The organism is [Clostridium] saccharolyticum WM1, from assembly GCF_000144625.1.
GTDB classification, from domain to species: domain Bacteria; phylum Bacillota; class Clostridia; order Lachnospirales; family Lachnospiraceae; genus Lacrimispora; species Lacrimispora saccharolytica.
The window spans coordinates 3795762-3813079 of record NC_014376.1; the positions used below are offsets into that span (position 1 = coordinate 3795762).

Genomic DNA, 17318 nt, shown 5'->3' on the forward strand with positions numbered 1-17318 from the left:
GAAATATGATTTTGGAGGAAAGTAGGCTCCTGTCTTTTTTGCTTTTAGATGTAAAAAAACACAATATCACACGAAAATCGATGAGTACGCACGATTTTTATCTTGTTTTTACCATGATTTGATGATATACTGTAATCCATTACTTGTATAAACGATTTTCGACTTTTAGAGGGACGTGAGGCGTGTTATGGGTGTCAGTTATAACAAATTATTCAAACTGATGATCGACAAAAAAATAAGAAAAGGCGAGCTATGCAGGGCGGCGGGCATCAGCAGCGGTTCGCTTCTGAAAATATCAAAAGATGAAAACATATACGTTGATATTTTGGTTCGGATATGCGGTGTTTTGGGCTGCGATTTCGGCGACATCATGGAGTATGTTCCTGATGAAAATTCCGTTATAAAATCTGAACCCGGTAATCGGCAACGACCCGATTTGCAGGAGGGAGAGCCTGCGAGAGTATCCGAAGAAGTCTAATAGAACATGGAGGGGTGTTTATGCTGCAAATTGCGGTCTGTGACGACAATATTGACGAGCTATCCAATATGGTACAGCTGATAGACCTGTATCGAACATCAAGACATCTAAACTGTGAACACGCCGTATTTCCAAACGGATTTGAATTGATTTCGGCCTTGGAAAAAGGAAAGCGGTTTGATATATACTGTCTGGATATTATGATGCCGGGCTTTACCGGCATTGATGCGGCAAAGGAAATTCGCACCTTTGACAAAACCGCCCCGATTTTATTCTTTACCTCATCGCCTGAGTTTGCTTTGGAAAGCTATTCGGTGAAGGCTATCAACTATGTACTCAAGCCAATTTCAAAGGAGAAACTATTCTTCACCTTTGATGAGCTGCTGGAGCAGATTAAAATGGAAAAGGATGAGGATGCGGTTATCATAAAGAGCAATGAGGGTATTCAAAAAATATTGATCTCCAATTTGATCTTTACCGAGGTCATCGGCAGAAACGTGCTCTATCATCTTCGCTCCGGTAAGGTCATCGAATGTACGGAAGCCTTTTCCCCTGTCTGCGATAATCTGATGAAATATGGGTGTTTTATGAAGCCCCACCGCTCCTATCTTGTGAATATGCAGTATGTGGATACTATTGAAAACCATCAGATCACCTTGCAGACCCTTTCCTCTGTTCCTATTGCACAGGGCAAGGCAAAGGAGATGAAGCAGCAATATCTGAATTATCAAATGGAGGGGGGCGCTTAAAATGGCAGTAACAGTGATAGGACTCTTGCGATTTGGGGTTTCTTTGATCTTTGGCATCACGGTGTCCGTTCTCTTTGCGGGAATAGAACTTACAAAGAAAAACAGGCTCGTCACGGGCTTGCTCTGTGTCATTTTCCTTTTCGTTCAAACCGCCAGTTGGTGGCTTTTGGGCTTAGATTTGACATCAAAGCTGTATCCGCTGATTATCCATCTGCCGCTGATTGTGATATTCTCTTTATACTATAAACGTCCGTGGCTCATCTCCGTTGTCAGCGTGCTTTCCGGTTATCTTTGCTGTCAAGCACCACGCTGGTTTGGTTTCCTTGCAGGAGCCGCTTTGGACAGCAGGCTTGCAGATCATATTTTTTACATAGCATCCGTGTTTTTGGCCTATTATTTCTTGAAAAGATATGTAGCCGGATCTGTTCGGCAGTTGATGGAGAAGTCCACAAAATCTTGCTTATTCTTAGGCGGAGTACCGCTTTTTTACTATCTGTTTGACTATGTGACCGCCATCTACACCGATGTGCTTTACAGCGGCACCGAATGGGCGGTACAGTTCATGCCCTCAACAATCTCTGTTTTCTATTTTGTGTTTGTTATCCTTTACTATGCTGAGACACAAAAACAGGCAAGCCTTCAAAGAGAAAAGGATATGTTGGATGCACAGTTTAGATTGGCGCAGACAGAGTTTGCTTCTCTGCGGCAGTTACAACAGAACGCCGCATCCTATCGGCATGATATGCGCCACCATTTTGCTTTTTTGCAAGGGTTGGCCTCCAAGGAACACATAGAGGGAATCAAAGAGTACCTACGAACTGCCCAGTCTGATATGGATGCCATCACGCCCACACGCTTTTGCGAAAACGAAACCGTCAACCTGATTTTGTCCGCTTTCGCTACGAAAGCGAAACAAGGGTCAATCCTGCTGACGGTGGATGCGAAACTGCCGAATGAGCTTCCATTCAGCGATACTGAGCTTTGCTCGCTCTTGTCAAACGCCATGGAAAATGCTATCCATGCCTGTGAACAGATACCTGACAGCAACAAACGCATCATCCGGCTGCGTATGTATTCCAAAAATAATAAGCTGTGCATTGATCTACACAATAGTTATCAGATAGAGCCGATATTTCACCAAGGGCTTCCAATATCACAAGAGCAGGGGCATGGCTTTGGCACAAAAAGCATAGCTCATATCGTGGAAAAGCATGGCGGTGTATTTCAGTTTTCGGTTAAGGATGGCTGGTTTATTTTTCAGGCTACTGCATAGGAGATTGTTTTATCTATTAAGTCCTCACATTGTGCTTTTTGGCCATCGTTCATAGCAAAAGCTCTGCCTGATATCAGAGATATTTGTAAAAGGCAGCAAGAACCTGCTCACTATTTTGAGATCAGGCTCTTGTGATTTTTGTAGTTAGACTACCATAGCCTCCTAATGACCTTAACCCCTCGACTTTCACCACGGTATCATAAGGACATTTTTAAACCGTGGTGAAGTGGGCAACATGTATCAACAGACAATAATTATTCGCTGTTTACCGTTTAGGTTACCCAATGTCAAAAAACCTTTGCAACTTTGCCGTAGCTGCTTTTATACTTTCATGTACAGAAGTAAAATGCACTCCTTCGCAGCTTGCAATTTGCCGATAGGATAATCCTTGAAAGAAATGTAACAGGAACCGCCGCCGCTGAACTTCTGTTAATCCACCGCTGTCAAGAAGCTGTCTGGCGGCTTCTATGGCCTTTTCAGTATCTTTTTTATGTATCAGCTCTACATCAAGAGAAGCCGTAGCAAGCGCCTCCGTATCCTCTAAGCCATTGATACTGACATCCAAACGGCTTGTCCGATTTTCGTCTATGACCTGCTGATGATAGATTTCGTCCGACAGGGCTTTTAGTTCCATAAAGTCCTCTGCTGTTTTGCCGGGATTCTCCGCAAGGTAATCCTCCAATGTAATTTCCACAATACGGTCGGCAAAGCGGTACACAATGCCCTCACTGAACTTATTCAGTGCATAATCACTCTCTTTATAATTCTTCATATTCCTTTCCTCCGATCTGTTTTGCTAAAATGCGAAACAAATCGGAGGGAGGACCACGGCAGTGAAAAGCCGAAAAATGTCGTATCAAAAGGAACTTTGTCAAATACAAAAAGACAGCACTCTGCCTGTAAAAGCAAAATGCTGTCTTTTTATATTTACCTATATGAATTTGTCGTGCGCCGTCTCTATTTCCACCCCCGAAAAGGATGGAAGTTTGGAATGCTCATGTGGTTACCCCTTTCGCTATGGCGCACAGCGAAAGAGGTCTGTACTTCAAATAATTCAGCTAAAACTGCTTATGACAAGAGCCTGCCCTTATGATAGAGAGCAGGCTCTTTGCAGTTTTTTTGCAGCCAGACTATCATAGCACAATGTGCGCCTTAGACCCTCGGCTTTGCGTCCCCATCTTTTGATGGGTTTGCCCTTAATTCAATTCTGTTTCTTAGAAATATCGGTTACTTTGTCTTTCTCACTCCATTTTTGTCCACCTCATAGCCGTCGATTTTGGTGCTTCTGGCAAGGGAGCCATCAGTGTAGAAGTAGTACCATTTGCCGTCAATCTCAAGCCACTTACCGGATATCATCAGACCGTCCTTAGTAAAGTAATAGGTCTTATTGTTTCCGTTTGCACCAAGATCCCAAAAGCCGACTAACATTGTCTTACCGGAATAAAAACGCCAGTTATCGCCGTCCTTGACCCAGCCGGTTTTCAGCGTACCATCGGTATTGAAGAAATACTTCACACCGTCGATGGTCTGTGTGCCGGTTAGAGCTTTGCCATCCTTGTAGTACAGGTACTGTCCGGCATCGTTTTGCGCCCAGCCCTGCGCTGTGGCAGGGTTGATGGTCAGCTTGATATAACGGCCTAACATGGAGGAAACCTCGGCACGGGTGGCATTTCCCTTTGGATTGAACTTATTGTCACTGCCGCCCATCATAATTCCTGCCTGCTGCATGGCTTTTACAGCGTCTTTGTATGCACTTCCAATACTGGAAGCATCAGCGTAGACGCTCGCTTCACGGGTGATTGGCAGCGTATAGCCGGTTGCCTTTGCATAGTTTGTAAATATTACTGCGATTTCCTCACGGGTAATCGCCCTGTCCGGAGCAAACTGGCTGTTGCCGATGCCCTGAATGATGCCCTTACTGTACGCCCACTCAATATACGGACGATAGGCACTGTCTGCTTTTACATCCGTGAAGCTGTTCTTTGTATAGGCTTTTGTATCCACTCCTGCCAGTCTGCCAAGGGCTGTTACCAGCATTCCCCGCGTCATAGCGGAATTGGGTGAAAATGCTGTGTCCGAGGTTCCGGACATCAGCCCTCTGCCTACCACGTAGTCAATGGATTCCTTTGCCCAATGGGTTCTGATATCTGTAAACTTTGCTGTCGGCGCAGTGTAGCCGATGCCGTACTGCGAGAAGTGGGTGGTTGTGAAAATAACACAGCCGCTGTTTGCATCATAGGCAGAGCCTGCAATGCGAGTAGCATTACCATTTGCGTCTACATAGACCGCATATAGACCACCGACTGCTTCATTCTTGCCCAGCGTATATGGAATAGATACTGTTGCAACTCCACCACCAAAGCTGGACACTGTTTTTCCGCTTCCATAGCCTACCGTAATGTCATATATCGGTCTTGTGCCGATCATTTTTTTTGCTCCAGCGGAAAGATTTGTTTTTGGTGCAATGGCGATGTTGATATTGCCGGTGCTCTGCTTTTGGATTTCTGCCAGTGCCTTTTTGTCAAAGCTTACCGAGACAAGGGAGCCATTGATTTCAAGGCTGCTTACCCCAGCGCTCACAAGGCTGTCCAGAGAGTTGCGTGTCAGCGTTGCCGTCAGGGAATCTGTGCCTTTTGGCATGGTTACATCCAGCGCAACGGTGATGCCGTTTGCTGTTTTGCCCTGTGCCTTTGCATCCGCCTGCGCTTTGGCAATGGCATCCGTTACCGATTTATCCGGGATAGATGCGCTTGCAGAGCCGTTTGTTCCTGCGGTCGCTGTGACAGGAGTGGCCGCCGTTACCGGCTGATTTGGTGTCTTTTCCGGTGTTGTTGGGGTACTGCCGGAGCCGGAGCTTCTGCCTGAAGAAGAACCGCCACCCGAGTGCGGCGCAGCAGGCGTACCCACTGCCGAAGCTTCTGCACCGTTGCCGATTCCATTGACTGCCCGAAGCTTAAAGGTATAGGCCGTGCCATTGGTAAGCCCGGTAACGGTATGGGTATTCACAAGATCGACATCCGTCCAATTTGTGCCGTTATTGTTGGAAATTTGATATTTTGTAATTGTACTGCCACCGTTAAAGGGCACTGTCCAGTTCAGTGTGATTTGCGCGTTGCCCGCTGTGGCAGTCAGCACCGGCGCATCGGGTACGACGGCGGGGACTGTCTTTTCGGCGATTATTATGCCGCTGTAATTACCTGTGCCGGTCACCTGTACGGAGATTGCTTTTCCAATATCACTTCCGGTGATGGTATAACTGCTGCCGTCCACACCACTGATAATGCTACCCTCACGAAGCCACACTATGGAAGTGGTTGCGTCGCTTGGGATCAGGGAAGCGGTGTTCAGTGTGAGTGTATCGCCTAATGCAGTTGTTCCGTCGATGGAAACGCTGCCCCCCAGTGGGATTCTGCCGATTTCCACCGTGTTGCTTTCCAAAGTTCCCACATAGTTACCCGTTCCCGTTACTTTGACGGCAAGGAGGGAGCCAATGGTGTCGCTGGCACTGTCTGCTACTATATAAGTCTGATTTGTTGCGCCGCTGATTGCCACACCATTTCGATACCACTGGTAGGAAAGGGTTGCGCCGTTCGGTGTAATGCCGCTTATATTCGCTGTGAGGGTATCGCCCTCGTCAATTCTGCTCGCATCACCGCCGCCTTGGGTCACGACAATCGAAACCGTGCCGTCAATCTGTTTGGCGGTAATATTAGCGGTTGCATCTACTGTGCCGAAAAGGGTGTAATTATTCGCCCTTTCCGTGGAATTGAGCACGGGTGTTACGGTGACGGTTTTTCCCGTGCCGACATTTGCACTGTCAAACATACCTGTGGCGGTATAGTCGGTGCCAAGAACCAGGCTCTCGCGGTCAACCAAGCCGCTGAACACGACGGCTGTAACCGCAGCGATAGCATTACCGTCATACTCCTTGTTTGTTGCCGTGGCGGAGGCGAAGCCAAGCAACTTTGTGGTGATGTTCACCGTTACATCGGTAGGCTGGGTTAGGGTGTAGTTGCCCGCGGCCGCGCCGGTGAGGGCACAGCCGGTTATCGTAACCGGCTTGTTTTCTCCCGCATTTGCGTCCGATGTGGTGCCTGTCCCCAAAGTGAAGCCCACGTCTCCGACATCGCCGTCTTCCACGCCGGAAAGAATGCCATCGATAAGCGCAACGGCGATGGTGCCGTCATAGACACGGGGTAATGCGATTATGCCGTTGATGGTAACTGACTTTGACCCAATGGTGAAGTTACCCAGCGAAATGTCCGTTGCTGCGTTGTACACCGTTCCGGCGGTTACATCTGCTGTCACCGCATAGGTACCGACATTTGTCGGAGGGGTCGTTGATCCGCCATAATTCAGCGTTAAGGTGCCCGCTCCGCCGGGTGCGATGACGGGAAGCGACTGCGCCGATCCGTTATAGGTTTTGGTTCTATCGCTTTCTTCAATTGTAAAATCCGCCGCTGTCAAGTCCCGCTTGCTCACCGCGAGAGTGACGGATGTTTTATTATTAGGATTGCTGACCGATTGGGCGGCAACGGTGATATTACCCGTAAACTCGGCGGGAATATTGAATGTGCCGCTGCCGTCTGTCATGGAAATTTCCGTGAGGGTGCTTATGTCTGCACCCTGCTGCCATTTCACCGTAATGTCCGGGTTCGTCCAGCTCTCCATACCGGCAACGGTTACCGTGACCGTCTGCGGGTTAGCGCTCGCAAGGGTGGTGTAGGCACTGCCGCTGCCGCTTACATCCGTTCCCGAAAGAACCACGGACAGTTCATCGGTGGAAAGATTCAGCAGATACCGCTCAGGCGCGCCGCTTTGCCCGGAAATATTCTTTAGGGTAGGTAGCTTGCCCTCCGCAAGGTCCCACACTGCGGTATCCCAGTTTGCCGCAGTCGTCCAGAAGCTGCCGCCAAACAGCGTGGCGGAGGTTAAATCCGCGCCGTCTTTGGCATCTAACCCTTTATTAGCCCATGTGCCGGGGATGCCGGTGTAGGCGTAGTTGCTCTTGAGCGTGCCGCTGCTTTCAACACTACCGACCACACGCCCTACGCTGCTTGTACCGGAAATGGAGGGATTTAATGCAGTACAGTTTTGCACTTTGCTGCCGTAAACTCTCCCCGCTACGCCGCCGACATACTGGTTGCCAGTGACGCTGCCGGAGGTATAGCAGTATTGTACCATGGCAGAGGAGCTAGTAACCTGCCCCACCACACCGCCGACGTCATTTTTGCCGCTGACGCTGCCGGTGCTATAGCAGTTTTGCACGGTGCCAAAAATGAACCCCGCCACACCGCCGACTTGGTTTCCGGCACCGCTGACGCTGGCGGTGCTATAGCAGTTTTCCACTGTACCGGGAGCATACCCTACCACTCCGCCGATAGTGTTTGTGCCGCTGACGCTACCGGTGCTGTAGCAGTTTTGCACAGTGCCGGCAAGCTGCCCCGCCATGCCGCCGACATAGCTTTTGCCGCTGACACTGGCATTTACCACACCAAGGTTTTGCACCATACCGTTGGAGCCGATGGCCCCAAACAGCCCTTGGTAATCGACGCTCGGGCGGTTGATTGTAAGGTTGGCGATGGTTTTATCGTTGCCGTTAAATTTACCGTTAAAAAGCTTTGTATCACTTCCGATGGGCACCCAACCGGTATTATCTCCATTGGGGTCAATGCCCAAAAGGTCAAGATTATTTTCCAGCCAAAAGTACTTGTCGGCAAAATTATTCCCCGCATTTACAAGCTCCGCCAGCTTGGCAAGGTCTGCGGCGGTTTTGATGAGGTAAGGGTCGTCTTTGGTAAGTCCCGAACCCTCAAAGGGGGCTGCGCCCTCCGCCTGTAAGTAAGCGGGCATATCCGCCGCTGTGCCACCCAAGCCGGGCAGCTTGCCTGCTGTGTATGTCCACGGGGTAGTTTTAAAAGCTGAGGGGAAAGCGCCCGCTGTTTGCAGGGCGGCTTTGTCTTTGCCCTCGCCGTCTATTTCATTGCCGCCCTCCGCCAGCGAGCCTTTGGGACTGCCGCCCACCGTCACTGTCATGCCGCTAAAGGCGATGTTGCCGGAGAGAGCTCCGCTTTGTAGGCGCCCCGTTATGCGACCGATGCCATTGGCGGTAGATGTTGCTGTTACGCCGGAGTTTAGCGCGGCGCAGTTTGTTACCGTGCCATTTTGTACACGTCCCACCAAGCCGCCGGCATTAACGTTGCTTCCTGTGGCGGTTACCTGCCCTGTGGCATAGCAGTATCTCACACTACCGCCGTTATTGACATTTCCCGTCACGCCACCGACATAGTCATTACCGCTGATGCTGCCGGTGACATAGCAATTATCCACTGTGCCGCCACCAACATATCCCGCCACGCCGCCAACATATTCATTCCCGCTGACGCCGACAGTCACCACACCGAGGTTTTCCACCATACCAGCACCAATATATCCGAAAAGTCCCTGGCAAGTGCTGCCGGTACGGTTGATGGTCAGTCCTGTGATCTGCTTGCCGTTACCGTAAAAAATACCCTTAAATGGCTTTAGTGAATCAGCCCCGATGGGCACCCAGCCCTCACCGCTTGCATAGCCCGAAAGGTCGAGATTGTTCATCAGCTTATAATATTTGCTGTCATAGTCTGTATTCCCCGCATTCACAAGCTCCGCCAGCTTGGCAAGCTGGGCAGGTGTGCTGACTTGGTAGGGGTTTGCTAATGTGCCCTCGCCACGGAAATTCAGGTCGGTGCCGTCTGCAATATGGGTAGGCATGGTATCATCCTGCACACCTGCGGCAAAATCGGCGAGGATGGGCAGTTTGCCTGCCGTGTATGTCCAGCCGTCTGCTGAGGTGAAGAGATTAGACAGCACACCACCTGTATCTTCCTTGAGGGCGGCAGCGGTTGTGTCTGCGCCGCTGTTATTGTTTGCCGCACCGCCTGTCACCATACTGCCGTTTACCGTCATACCGCTAAAGGCGATGTTGCCGGAGGCAGTACCGCCGATAATACCCCCCGCTACACGGCCCGCATTGCTGCCATCGGAAACAGAAGGGTTCAGCGCGGCGCAGTTTTGCAGAGTGCTGGTCACAGACCGACCCGCCACACCGCCGACATATTGACCGGTGCCGGTGACGCTGCCGGTGCTATAGCAGTTTTGCGCGGCGCCACCGTCAAGAAGTCCTGTCACACCGCCGACAAAGCCTGCGCCGCTGACACTGCCGGTGCTGTAGCAGCTTTGCACCCTGCCGCCGCCGATAATATCTCCCGCTACGCCGCCGACATATTGACCGGTGCCGGTGACACTGCCGGTGTTGTAGCAGCTTTGTACCGTACTGCCGTAAACCCGTCCCGCCACGCCGCCGACATTGCTTGTGCCGCTGACGCTGCCGGTGTTGTAGCAGTTTTTCATGGTGCTGCTACCGCTAATCTGCCCCGCCACGCCGCCGACATACTCAGAGCCGCTTACATTTCCGGTGACATAGCAGTTTTCCGCCGTGCTGCTATCAACATACCCCGCCACGCCGCCGACATAATCGCCGGTGACAGTAATGTTGGCATTCACCACACCGAGGTTTTGCACCGAGCCTCCTTCAATACACCCAAACAGTCCCTGAACGTCTTGGGAGCGGTTAATGGCCAGTCCGGTAATCACGTGATTTCCGCCGTCAAAGTTTCCCTTGAAGTTTTTTGAAAAATTACCGATGGGTGTCCAGCCGCCGTCGGCATTGTAGCCGGAAAGGTCGATATCATTGTCCAGCTTTAAGTATACCTTGCCGCTTGCCGTACCAAGGAAGATCGTTTCAAGCTGACCCGCATTGGTCAGCGCGGCAATTTCGGCAAGCTGCGCCGCCGATCCAATCAAAAACGGGTCGGTGTCGGTTGCGCCGCCGCCAAAAGAGAACATGGCAACGCGAGGCTCTCCAGCGCGTACCACCACCGCAAGGTGGGGAAGTTCTTCCGTGGTGCTCAAGACCCCCTCAAGCTGTGCCGTGAAAAGATACAGTCCCTTGGTGTCTCCGTCGTAGGCAGGCTCCGCTTGCCATGTGACCGGCACCTCAGCGGATTTCCCCGCCACCGTGGCGGCAAGGCTTGCGGGCAGGTTTAGCTGCTCCTGCGCCGTGCCATACTCCACCGACTGCCAGCGAATCTCGTCCGCAAGCGCATCAAAGGCGGTAACCACCCCTGTGGGTGTGCCCACCGTTACGGTGATAACAGGAGGCTCCGCACTGACGGCAAAGTCCTCAAATTCAGCGGTGAAGATATAAACTCCCGCTGTATCGCCGTCATAATCCGGGGAAGAAGTCCACTCTGCCGGTACGGGAATATTCATTTCCATATAGGACGGTTCCTCTGCGGACGGCTCCTGTGCGTCAGACGGTGTGCCTTCCTGCGGTTCATCGTCAGCAGGGGCGGACGCATCTTCGCCATCTGCATCGCCGGAGGATTCCTCACTCTCCTGTGTGCCGTTATCATCTTCCTGTGTCGGTTCGCCGGAATCCAGAACAGGCTCATCCGGTTCCGGTTCATCGGCTGCTGTCGCCACCCGAACGGTCACGTTCAGGCTTTGGGGCAAATCCAAATCCTCCAGCGAGGTGCCAAGGGCAACCTGATGGGTTATAATCTCCTCTGATAATGTCCCAAAGGCGATGATTTCGCCCTTTGGACTATTACTTTCTGCGGTCTGTGCCGCCACCGAAATCGGCGTCATGCCAAATACCATCAGGAAAGACAGCGCAAGTGCTGTCAGCCTATGGGCTGGTTTGTGTGTGTTCATAGGTGTTCCTCCTTGTTCGTTTTGCGTTATTTTAAGCTTTGTCTTACTTATGTTTCATCTGCTTGGGGACGGCAAAAACTCATCCCGTGTCACTTCTCTCGCTGTGGCAGGCTGCGCAAATGCAGACAACCACCCTCGTGTCCTTGGAATCAGTACCGCAAAAAGCGACACCAATCCGCTTTGCCTCCGGTTCAAATTCCCTGCGGCTGCACAGCCAAAGGATGGGTAACGCGCGGTTCTGTGTCCGCAGATAATCGCAGGCGGCAAGTCCCTTTGCTCCGGGATAGCCCACGATGGCAAGCGCTACAGGTGGACCGTCCCGCAGAAAGTAGGCCAGCTTTACATCACCGCGTCGCTCCGGTTCGTCACCAAAGCGTAAGAGACGGAATTCGCCGCAGTGTTCCAGTGTACTGACAAGTTCTTCCTCTATCCCGCACAGCGCAATGTTTTTTGTCATTTTGCGGTTTCCTCCTCTCCGTTTCCCGAAATCTTCAAACAGCCTGCCACTGCTTCCCGAAGCTGAACTTCGGATACCGTCCGGCGCAGAAAACAGGTTACACGGTACTGATAGCCGAACAGGCTGTAATCCTCATCGGAAATCCAAAGAAGAGGAACGTCCGGTGCTTTTTCTCTGAGACGACGTACCGCTTCCAGTCCCGCCACACCGTTTAACACGACAATGAGCAGCGAAAACGGCTTTAATTCCAGTATCTTTAGAAGTGCCCCTGCGCTATTACACTCCGTAATTTCAATCCTTTGTGGGAGAGCCGCCGTTACCAGACGGTTTTCCCAGACGTCCTCTTCCAAGAACGCCGCGCACAATGCGACATTCACGCGACCTCCTCCTTCCTTAAAATGCAAATAAAAAACTACCACACCTCTTCCACCGAAGAAGTATGATAGTTTTTATTAGGGTATCATTTTGTCAAGTGTTTTTCAATGGGTTATGATCAAGCGGTCGAAAATCTGCACAAGCGGTTATTTTTTTTCTGAAATATATGGTATAATGTTAACTGGATAATTATGTACAGAAGGAGGGATTTCAAATGAATGCGGCAATCGTAGATGATATGGCTACTGAGTGTGAAATACTCCGCAGCCTTTTGAAGCAATATGAAACCAATCAGCATCAACCAATGCAAATTACAGAATTCCACAGTGGCAGGGAATTTCTTGCCGATTACATACCGGGCAGCTATGACGTTGTCTTTATGGATATTTATCTGAACAACGAAAACGGCGTGGACTGCGCCTTGAAACTGCGGCAGCTGGACGAGAATCTGAATCTTATTTTCCTTACTACCAGCTCAGAATTTGGTGTAAAAAGCTACGATGTCCGTGCTGCGGATTACATCGTAAAACCAGCCACATTGGACAAACTCTCAAGGGCACTGCACTATTGCAAGATTGCAGAGCCGCAGAGCGTTCCCTCTGTTACGGTTACCACAAGGAATCAGCTTCTGGAAATCACGCTGGACAGGATTCTCTATGCTGATTATCAGAACCGCTGTGCTTGTATCCATTTAAAGGACTGTCTCGTTCCGGTATCCGGCAGCTTCTCGGAGCTTTCTGAGCAGCTATGCACCTATCCGCAGTTTATGTCCTGCTTTAAGGGCATTGTTATTAACCTAAAGGAAGTGCGGGAGCTAGAAGCTGATTATCTCATCCTGAAAAATGAGGAGCAGCTGCCGGTCAGCCGCCGCCTGCAAAAACAGGTTCAGCAGAAGCGGCTGAGTCTCTCCGCAGGCTCGCTGCGGGGGGAGGGAATATGAAGCAGATACTTGCACTGATTTTAACCGCTTTTCTGTTTTGTACAGCACTTGCATCGCCTGTACTGGCGGTGGAGGGACCGATTATACCTGCCGAAACCACGGATACTTCTACCGATTCCGGTGGCGGGACTGTTTCGGATGACAGTATAGACACCTCGACTCCTTCCGATGCAGGAATGATCACGGATGATGAGGAAACTAGCGATACAGACAACAGCACTGTCGGAGCGGACGGAACTGACGACAGCTCCGTTCCTGGCAGCTTTGACTATACTAGCAACATCATTTCCTATACTGCCCCAGATGCTTTCACAGGCACGTTCAATACGGATTGCGGAGATACCGACTTTACACAGTTACAGAATGAACTGGATTTTATCAGTATTCCCGCCACAGCACAAAAGGATGGTTCTTCTTATCCGCTTACATTGTCTGTTACATGGGATTTCAGCACAGTGGATGCAGAAACACCCGGTACTTACACTGTGATCGGAAACATTTCTGTTCCAGCCCGAACAACGCTTTTGGAAGGACTAGAAAATACGGTCTCCATTTCCGTACAGGTAACTGCCCCGCTACTTACCGTAACGCCTGCTGCAATCACTCTGACCAGCTTTGATGAACCAGATCGGACGGATGCCGTGGCATTCCCCGTAGGAACCACGCAGGAGGAGCTTTCCAATTGGTTTGCCGATTCCATCGCAGGCTTCATCGGCTATGACGCAGAGGGCAATCCCTATGACTTAATCTCAGGTGCATGGTCTTTGGATACCGTGGATACTGTTACGGCTGGCGTGTACTATGCTTTTACATCACCTGACCTTGGAACAGAATATACTCTGGCAGACGGTGTTTCTCTGCCCCGGCAGCTTTGCGCGGTTTCCATTCAGGTTCCCGGTGAACCGGATATTAATTGCTGTGTAGCGGGACGTGGCTTTCTGCACTTTCCGTGGGTGCTTTCTGCCGCACAGGAGGAACAGCTGGTTGAGTTTGCTGTATGGCTACGGCAAGATGGCGGAGAATGGACAAGCCTAAATGATGGCTTCCTGTCTGTCTCCGATGGTCTCCACCTTTCTCAGCGAGTGCTTACCTATGGAAGCACTTATGAGCTTAAGGTGACCTATCCCGGCGGTCAGACCGGTGTTCTGACCTTTCAATATGACGGGGAGCTTAGTATTCTTGATTATTCCGGTGGTGACCGGGATGGCGGCGATGTAAATGGAGGAGGTTCAGGAACCGGTACACAACCTGCTCCACCCCCAACCAATCCGCCCGATAATTCCAATGAGGATAACAATTCAGGTAATGATAATGATTCGCCTGATACGAGCGATTCCTCCTCAGATACAGATGAGCCCTCACAGGATTCAGGCTCTTCATCAGTAGAACAACAGAAACCGCAGGGAGGACAGAATTCCTCAACAGATGAAGATGAGCCGTCTCCATCTGCGCCACAATCACCCAGTGACTCTCAAAGTAATGACAGTCATAACAGCGAAGGCAATTCACAGGCTCAGGTTCCTGTAACAGAGAAATCGGCAGCCGTGACTCCTGCCACTCCGACTGAATCAGCGGTACCAGTGTTTTCCGATACCCAAACAGTAGGCAACCCAGTACCGGACGATAACACTACACAGTCGGAGAAAAGCTTAGAATCTCAGGTATCTGCCACTGTTACAGAATCCTATTCTCCTACCCAAACGGTCATTTCCGGTCTGCGTCTAAAGGATCTCTGTAAAGAGGAAGAAAGCGTCGTATTTGGTTCCGGCGATGTAACCGTCAGTATTCCAAGCAAGCTGCTTTTAGCACTGAACCTGTCGGATACGGATACTCTGACTGTTAGGCTGACCCAGCTGGAAAGCAATCAGATTGTGCTTGCAGTGGAGGTTTCAGGCAAACCGGTTACGCAGCTTTCAGGAACAGTATTGCGGCTTCGATATATGCCACAGTCTAAACATACTGATATCACCATTCAAAATGAAGCTGGGGAACAAATTACAGATGTTTCCTACGATGGGGAGCTTCTACGCTTTGCAGCGGATGCGGCAGGAACTTATACCATTACAGATCTATCAACTACGCAGGAGACTGGGAAAAGTACATCGCCTCTGATTCCTGTATCCGGCGGCTTGCTTTTAGCTGCGGGAGGAATTACACTTTTCAGGAGGAAACGCCATGGATAAAAAACCTTTTGTATTACGGCGGTCTTTGGCACTGCTTCTGATGGTTGCCCTTTCCTCCGCTCTGTTTCTCGCCCTATACCATTTTGACAACAAGTACACAAAAGCTGCACCTCAGGCTATTAACGGCGCGCTGTATGTTTCAGAAGCGGACTGGACGGACATACCCATCCGCTATCTGCGGGACGGTTGGCGTTTCTATGCAGACCGCCTGCTGACACCGGAAACCTTAAAACAACAAGGTGACAATTATCAGTACCTGTCCATTGGAGAAAAGTCTAATTTTGCCATGGGCGACTCCCGCCGCTCCCCTCATGGAAGTGCCAGCTACGCCTTAACGCTGTACCTGCCGGAGGAGGAACATACCTATGCCCTTGAACTGCCCGAAATCTATTCCGCTTACCGCTTTTACATTGATGATAAATTGAAGCTGCAAATGGGCGAACCGGACCCAGACGATTATCAGGACCAGACCCAATGCCGTGTCATTACCTTTGAAGCCTCCGGCAAGGTGACACTTCTGCTTGCGGTCAGTGACCACTCCTTTTTATACAGCGGCCTTGTTTATCCGCCTTCCTTTGGCGAACCTCTGAATACTTACACAATCCGGGGACTGCGGTTCGGGATTTGCCTCATTTTGGTCACGGTAACACTGATGCTTGCCATTTTTAGCTTTTATCTTGCCATCCGTACCCGTCGGGGGAACAATATCTGGATCTTTTTCCTTTTGTGTCTTTCGACCGCAGTGTTTACTTCCTACTGCGTGGTGCATGGTATCCTGCCGCTGCCGATCCAGCCATGGTACACGGTGGAACTGGTCAGCGGATATCTGGTAACGCTGCTTGTGATCATTCTCCACAATCGCATCTGCGGCACAAATAGAACTATGCAGGTAATCAGCGGTGCCACCTCCGGAGTTGTCTGTGTGTTGGTGCTTCTTTACGGGGTATTTGCTGCGCATCTTACACTGCCGGTGATGCTTGCCTTTTCCAATCTGGTTTTCGGTTTCAAGTTACTTACCGCTGTTTATCTTCTGTTTACCGCCGCTATGGCGGTACGCCGAACGATAGAAAAAGCGACCATACTGCTCTATGCGGATATTATCTATGCCTGCGCCTTTGTCTGGGATCGCCTTCTCCCAAACTACGAGCCAATCCTTAGCGGCTGGTTTCAGGAATGGGGCAGCTTAAGCCTTGTCATCGCAACCGGCGTGGTGCTGGGGTATGATATTACCATGGGTTACCGCCACAGCCTTGTATACGCCGAGGAACAGCGGCAGATGAAACGACAGCTTACCATGCAGGTGGAACATCTGCGGCAGATGAATCAGAAGGTGGAAGAAAGTGCAAAGCTGCGCCATGACTTCCGCCATCATCTGCGCACCCTGATGACACTGGCCGGAGAAGGACACTGTGAGGAACTTGAAAACTATATCCGTGGTATCACGGAAATCAACGAGGGTACCCGGCTTGGGCGTCTCACTGACAACATCGAGCTGGACGCACTGGTGCAGTATTACAGTAATCTTGCGCAGTCTGCCGGTATCCAGTTCCGCGCAAGGCTTTCGCTTCCCGCAGTGCTGAATTTTCCGATTGTGGATCTGTGCGGTCTTCTTGGAAACCTGATGGAAAATGCAGTGGAAGCCTGCCAGCGCCAGCAAACCGGGGATAAGACCATTTTTATCGCCGGACGGGTACAGGACGGCCAGCTTGAATTTGTTGTGGACAACAGCTTTGCCGGAGAACTCAAAACCAGAGGGGGGAAATATCTATCCTCTAAGCGAAGCGGCTTTGGCCTTGGAGTTTCATCCGTCTTGGAAACCGTGGAGCGGTATAACGGTGTAATCAATCTGTACGCCGATGAAAAAGGCTTTCATGCAGAGTTATCCCTGTCGACAGGGGTAGAAAAAAGAATACCTTCACCGGTATAACCGAAGTCTATTACTTACTTTTTCACTTTTATAACCAGTTAGATTGGGTAGTTCAAGGGGGCTGCAAATTGACCCCCACCCCACCCCCGACCATATAAAAAAATCAGCAACGCAGGGCAGAAATTGCTCTGCGTTTTCTTTGCCCGTAGAGAAAAATTGGGGAAGTTTCAGCCCATAGATAA

Annotated in this window: 10 protein-coding genes, 2 pseudogenes and 1 riboswitch; of the genes and pseudogenes, 7 read left to right on the forward strand and 5 right to left on the reverse strand. The window is 50.5% G+C overall.

Features of this window, described 5'->3' with window-relative positions:
- Positions 1-187: 187 nt before the first annotated feature.
- The 3 genes and pseudogenes from CLOSA_RS17675 to CLOSA_RS17685 all read left to right on the forward strand — a co-directional run.
- A pseudogene (locus tag CLOSA_RS17675) lies at positions 188-388 on the forward strand (helix-turn-helix domain-containing protein); the annotation flags it as partial.
- Positions 389-498: 110 nt separating this feature from the next.
- The gene (locus CLOSA_RS17680; RefSeq protein ID WP_013274105.1) at positions 499-1227 is read left to right on the forward strand and encodes a LytR/AlgR family response regulator transcription factor; all 729 of its coding nucleotides are present in this window, start codon (positions 499-501) and stop codon (positions 1225-1227) included.
- Between the two features lies 1 nt (position 1228).
- Positions 1229-2500, forward strand: coding sequence for a sensor histidine kinase (locus CLOSA_RS17685; RefSeq protein ID WP_013274106.1), 1272 nt, complete (start codon positions 1229-1231; stop codon positions 2498-2500).
- A gap of 277 nt (positions 2501-2777) precedes the next feature.
- Here the strand turns inward: CLOSA_RS17685 and CLOSA_RS17690 are convergent, their stop codons facing one another.
- Positions 2778-3272, reverse strand: coding sequence for an RNA polymerase sigma24 factor (locus CLOSA_RS17690; protein ID WP_013274107.1), 495 nt, complete (start codon positions 3270-3272; stop codon positions 2778-2780).
- 345 nt (positions 3273-3617) lie between these two features.
- Positions 3618-3705, reverse strand: a riboswitch (cyclic di-GMP riboswitch).
- Between the two features lie 22 nt (positions 3706-3727).
- Positions 3728-9568 (reverse strand): S-layer homology domain-containing protein, encoded by a 5841-nt coding sequence (locus tag CLOSA_RS17695; RefSeq protein WP_242647755.1) that lies wholly within the window; start codon positions 9566-9568, stop codon positions 3728-3730.
- 66 nt (positions 9569-9634) lie between these two features.
- Between CLOSA_RS17695 and CLOSA_RS23280 the strand changes: the two genes are divergently transcribed.
- Positions 9635-10171 carry a hypothetical protein gene (locus CLOSA_RS23280; RefSeq protein ID WP_242647756.1) on the forward strand — a complete coding sequence of 179 codons (537 nt, stop codon included), beginning with the start codon at positions 9635-9637 and terminating at the stop codon, positions 10169-10171.
- 291 nt (positions 10172-10462) lie between these two features.
- Here CLOSA_RS23280 and CLOSA_RS23715 read toward each other — a convergent pair.
- From CLOSA_RS23715 to CLOSA_RS17705, 3 genes and pseudogenes are all read right to left on the reverse strand, one after another.
- Positions 10463-11254, reverse strand: a pseudogene (locus tag CLOSA_RS23715) (hypothetical protein); the annotation flags it as partial.
- 79 nt (positions 11255-11333) lie between these two features.
- Positions 11334-11711, reverse strand: coding sequence for a response regulator (locus CLOSA_RS17700; protein ID WP_013274109.1), 378 nt, complete (start codon positions 11709-11711; stop codon positions 11334-11336).
- Positions 11708-12088 (reverse strand): response regulator, encoded by a 381-nt coding sequence (locus tag CLOSA_RS17705; protein WP_013274110.1) that lies wholly within the window; start codon positions 12086-12088, stop codon positions 11708-11710. The genes CLOSA_RS17700 and CLOSA_RS17705 overlap by 4 nt, the downstream gene beginning before the upstream one ends.
- A gap of 212 nt (positions 12089-12300) precedes the next feature.
- On the opposite strand from CLOSA_RS17705, the gene CLOSA_RS17710 reads away from it, so the two are divergent.
- From CLOSA_RS17710 to CLOSA_RS17720, 3 genes are read left to right on the forward strand one after another with little or no spacing between them, the layout of a single operon-like run.
- Positions 12301-13026 carry a LytR/AlgR family response regulator transcription factor gene (locus tag CLOSA_RS17710; RefSeq protein WP_013274111.1) on the forward strand — a complete coding sequence of 242 codons (726 nt, stop codon included), beginning with the start codon at positions 12301-12303 and terminating at the stop codon, positions 13024-13026.
- Complete coding sequence (locus CLOSA_RS17715) at positions 13023-15209, forward strand: LPXTG cell wall anchor domain-containing protein (RefSeq protein ID WP_013274112.1); 2187 nt, start codon at positions 13023-13025, stop codon at positions 15207-15209. Before CLOSA_RS17710 ends, CLOSA_RS17715 begins: the two co-directional genes overlap by 4 nt.
- Positions 15202-17136: an ATP-binding protein gene (locus CLOSA_RS17720; protein ID WP_013274113.1), complete on the forward strand. Its 1935-nt coding sequence runs from the start codon at positions 15202-15204 to the stop codon at positions 17134-17136. The genes CLOSA_RS17715 and CLOSA_RS17720 overlap by 8 nt, the downstream gene beginning before the upstream one ends.
- The last annotated feature ends 182 nt before the right edge of the window (positions 17137-17318 follow it).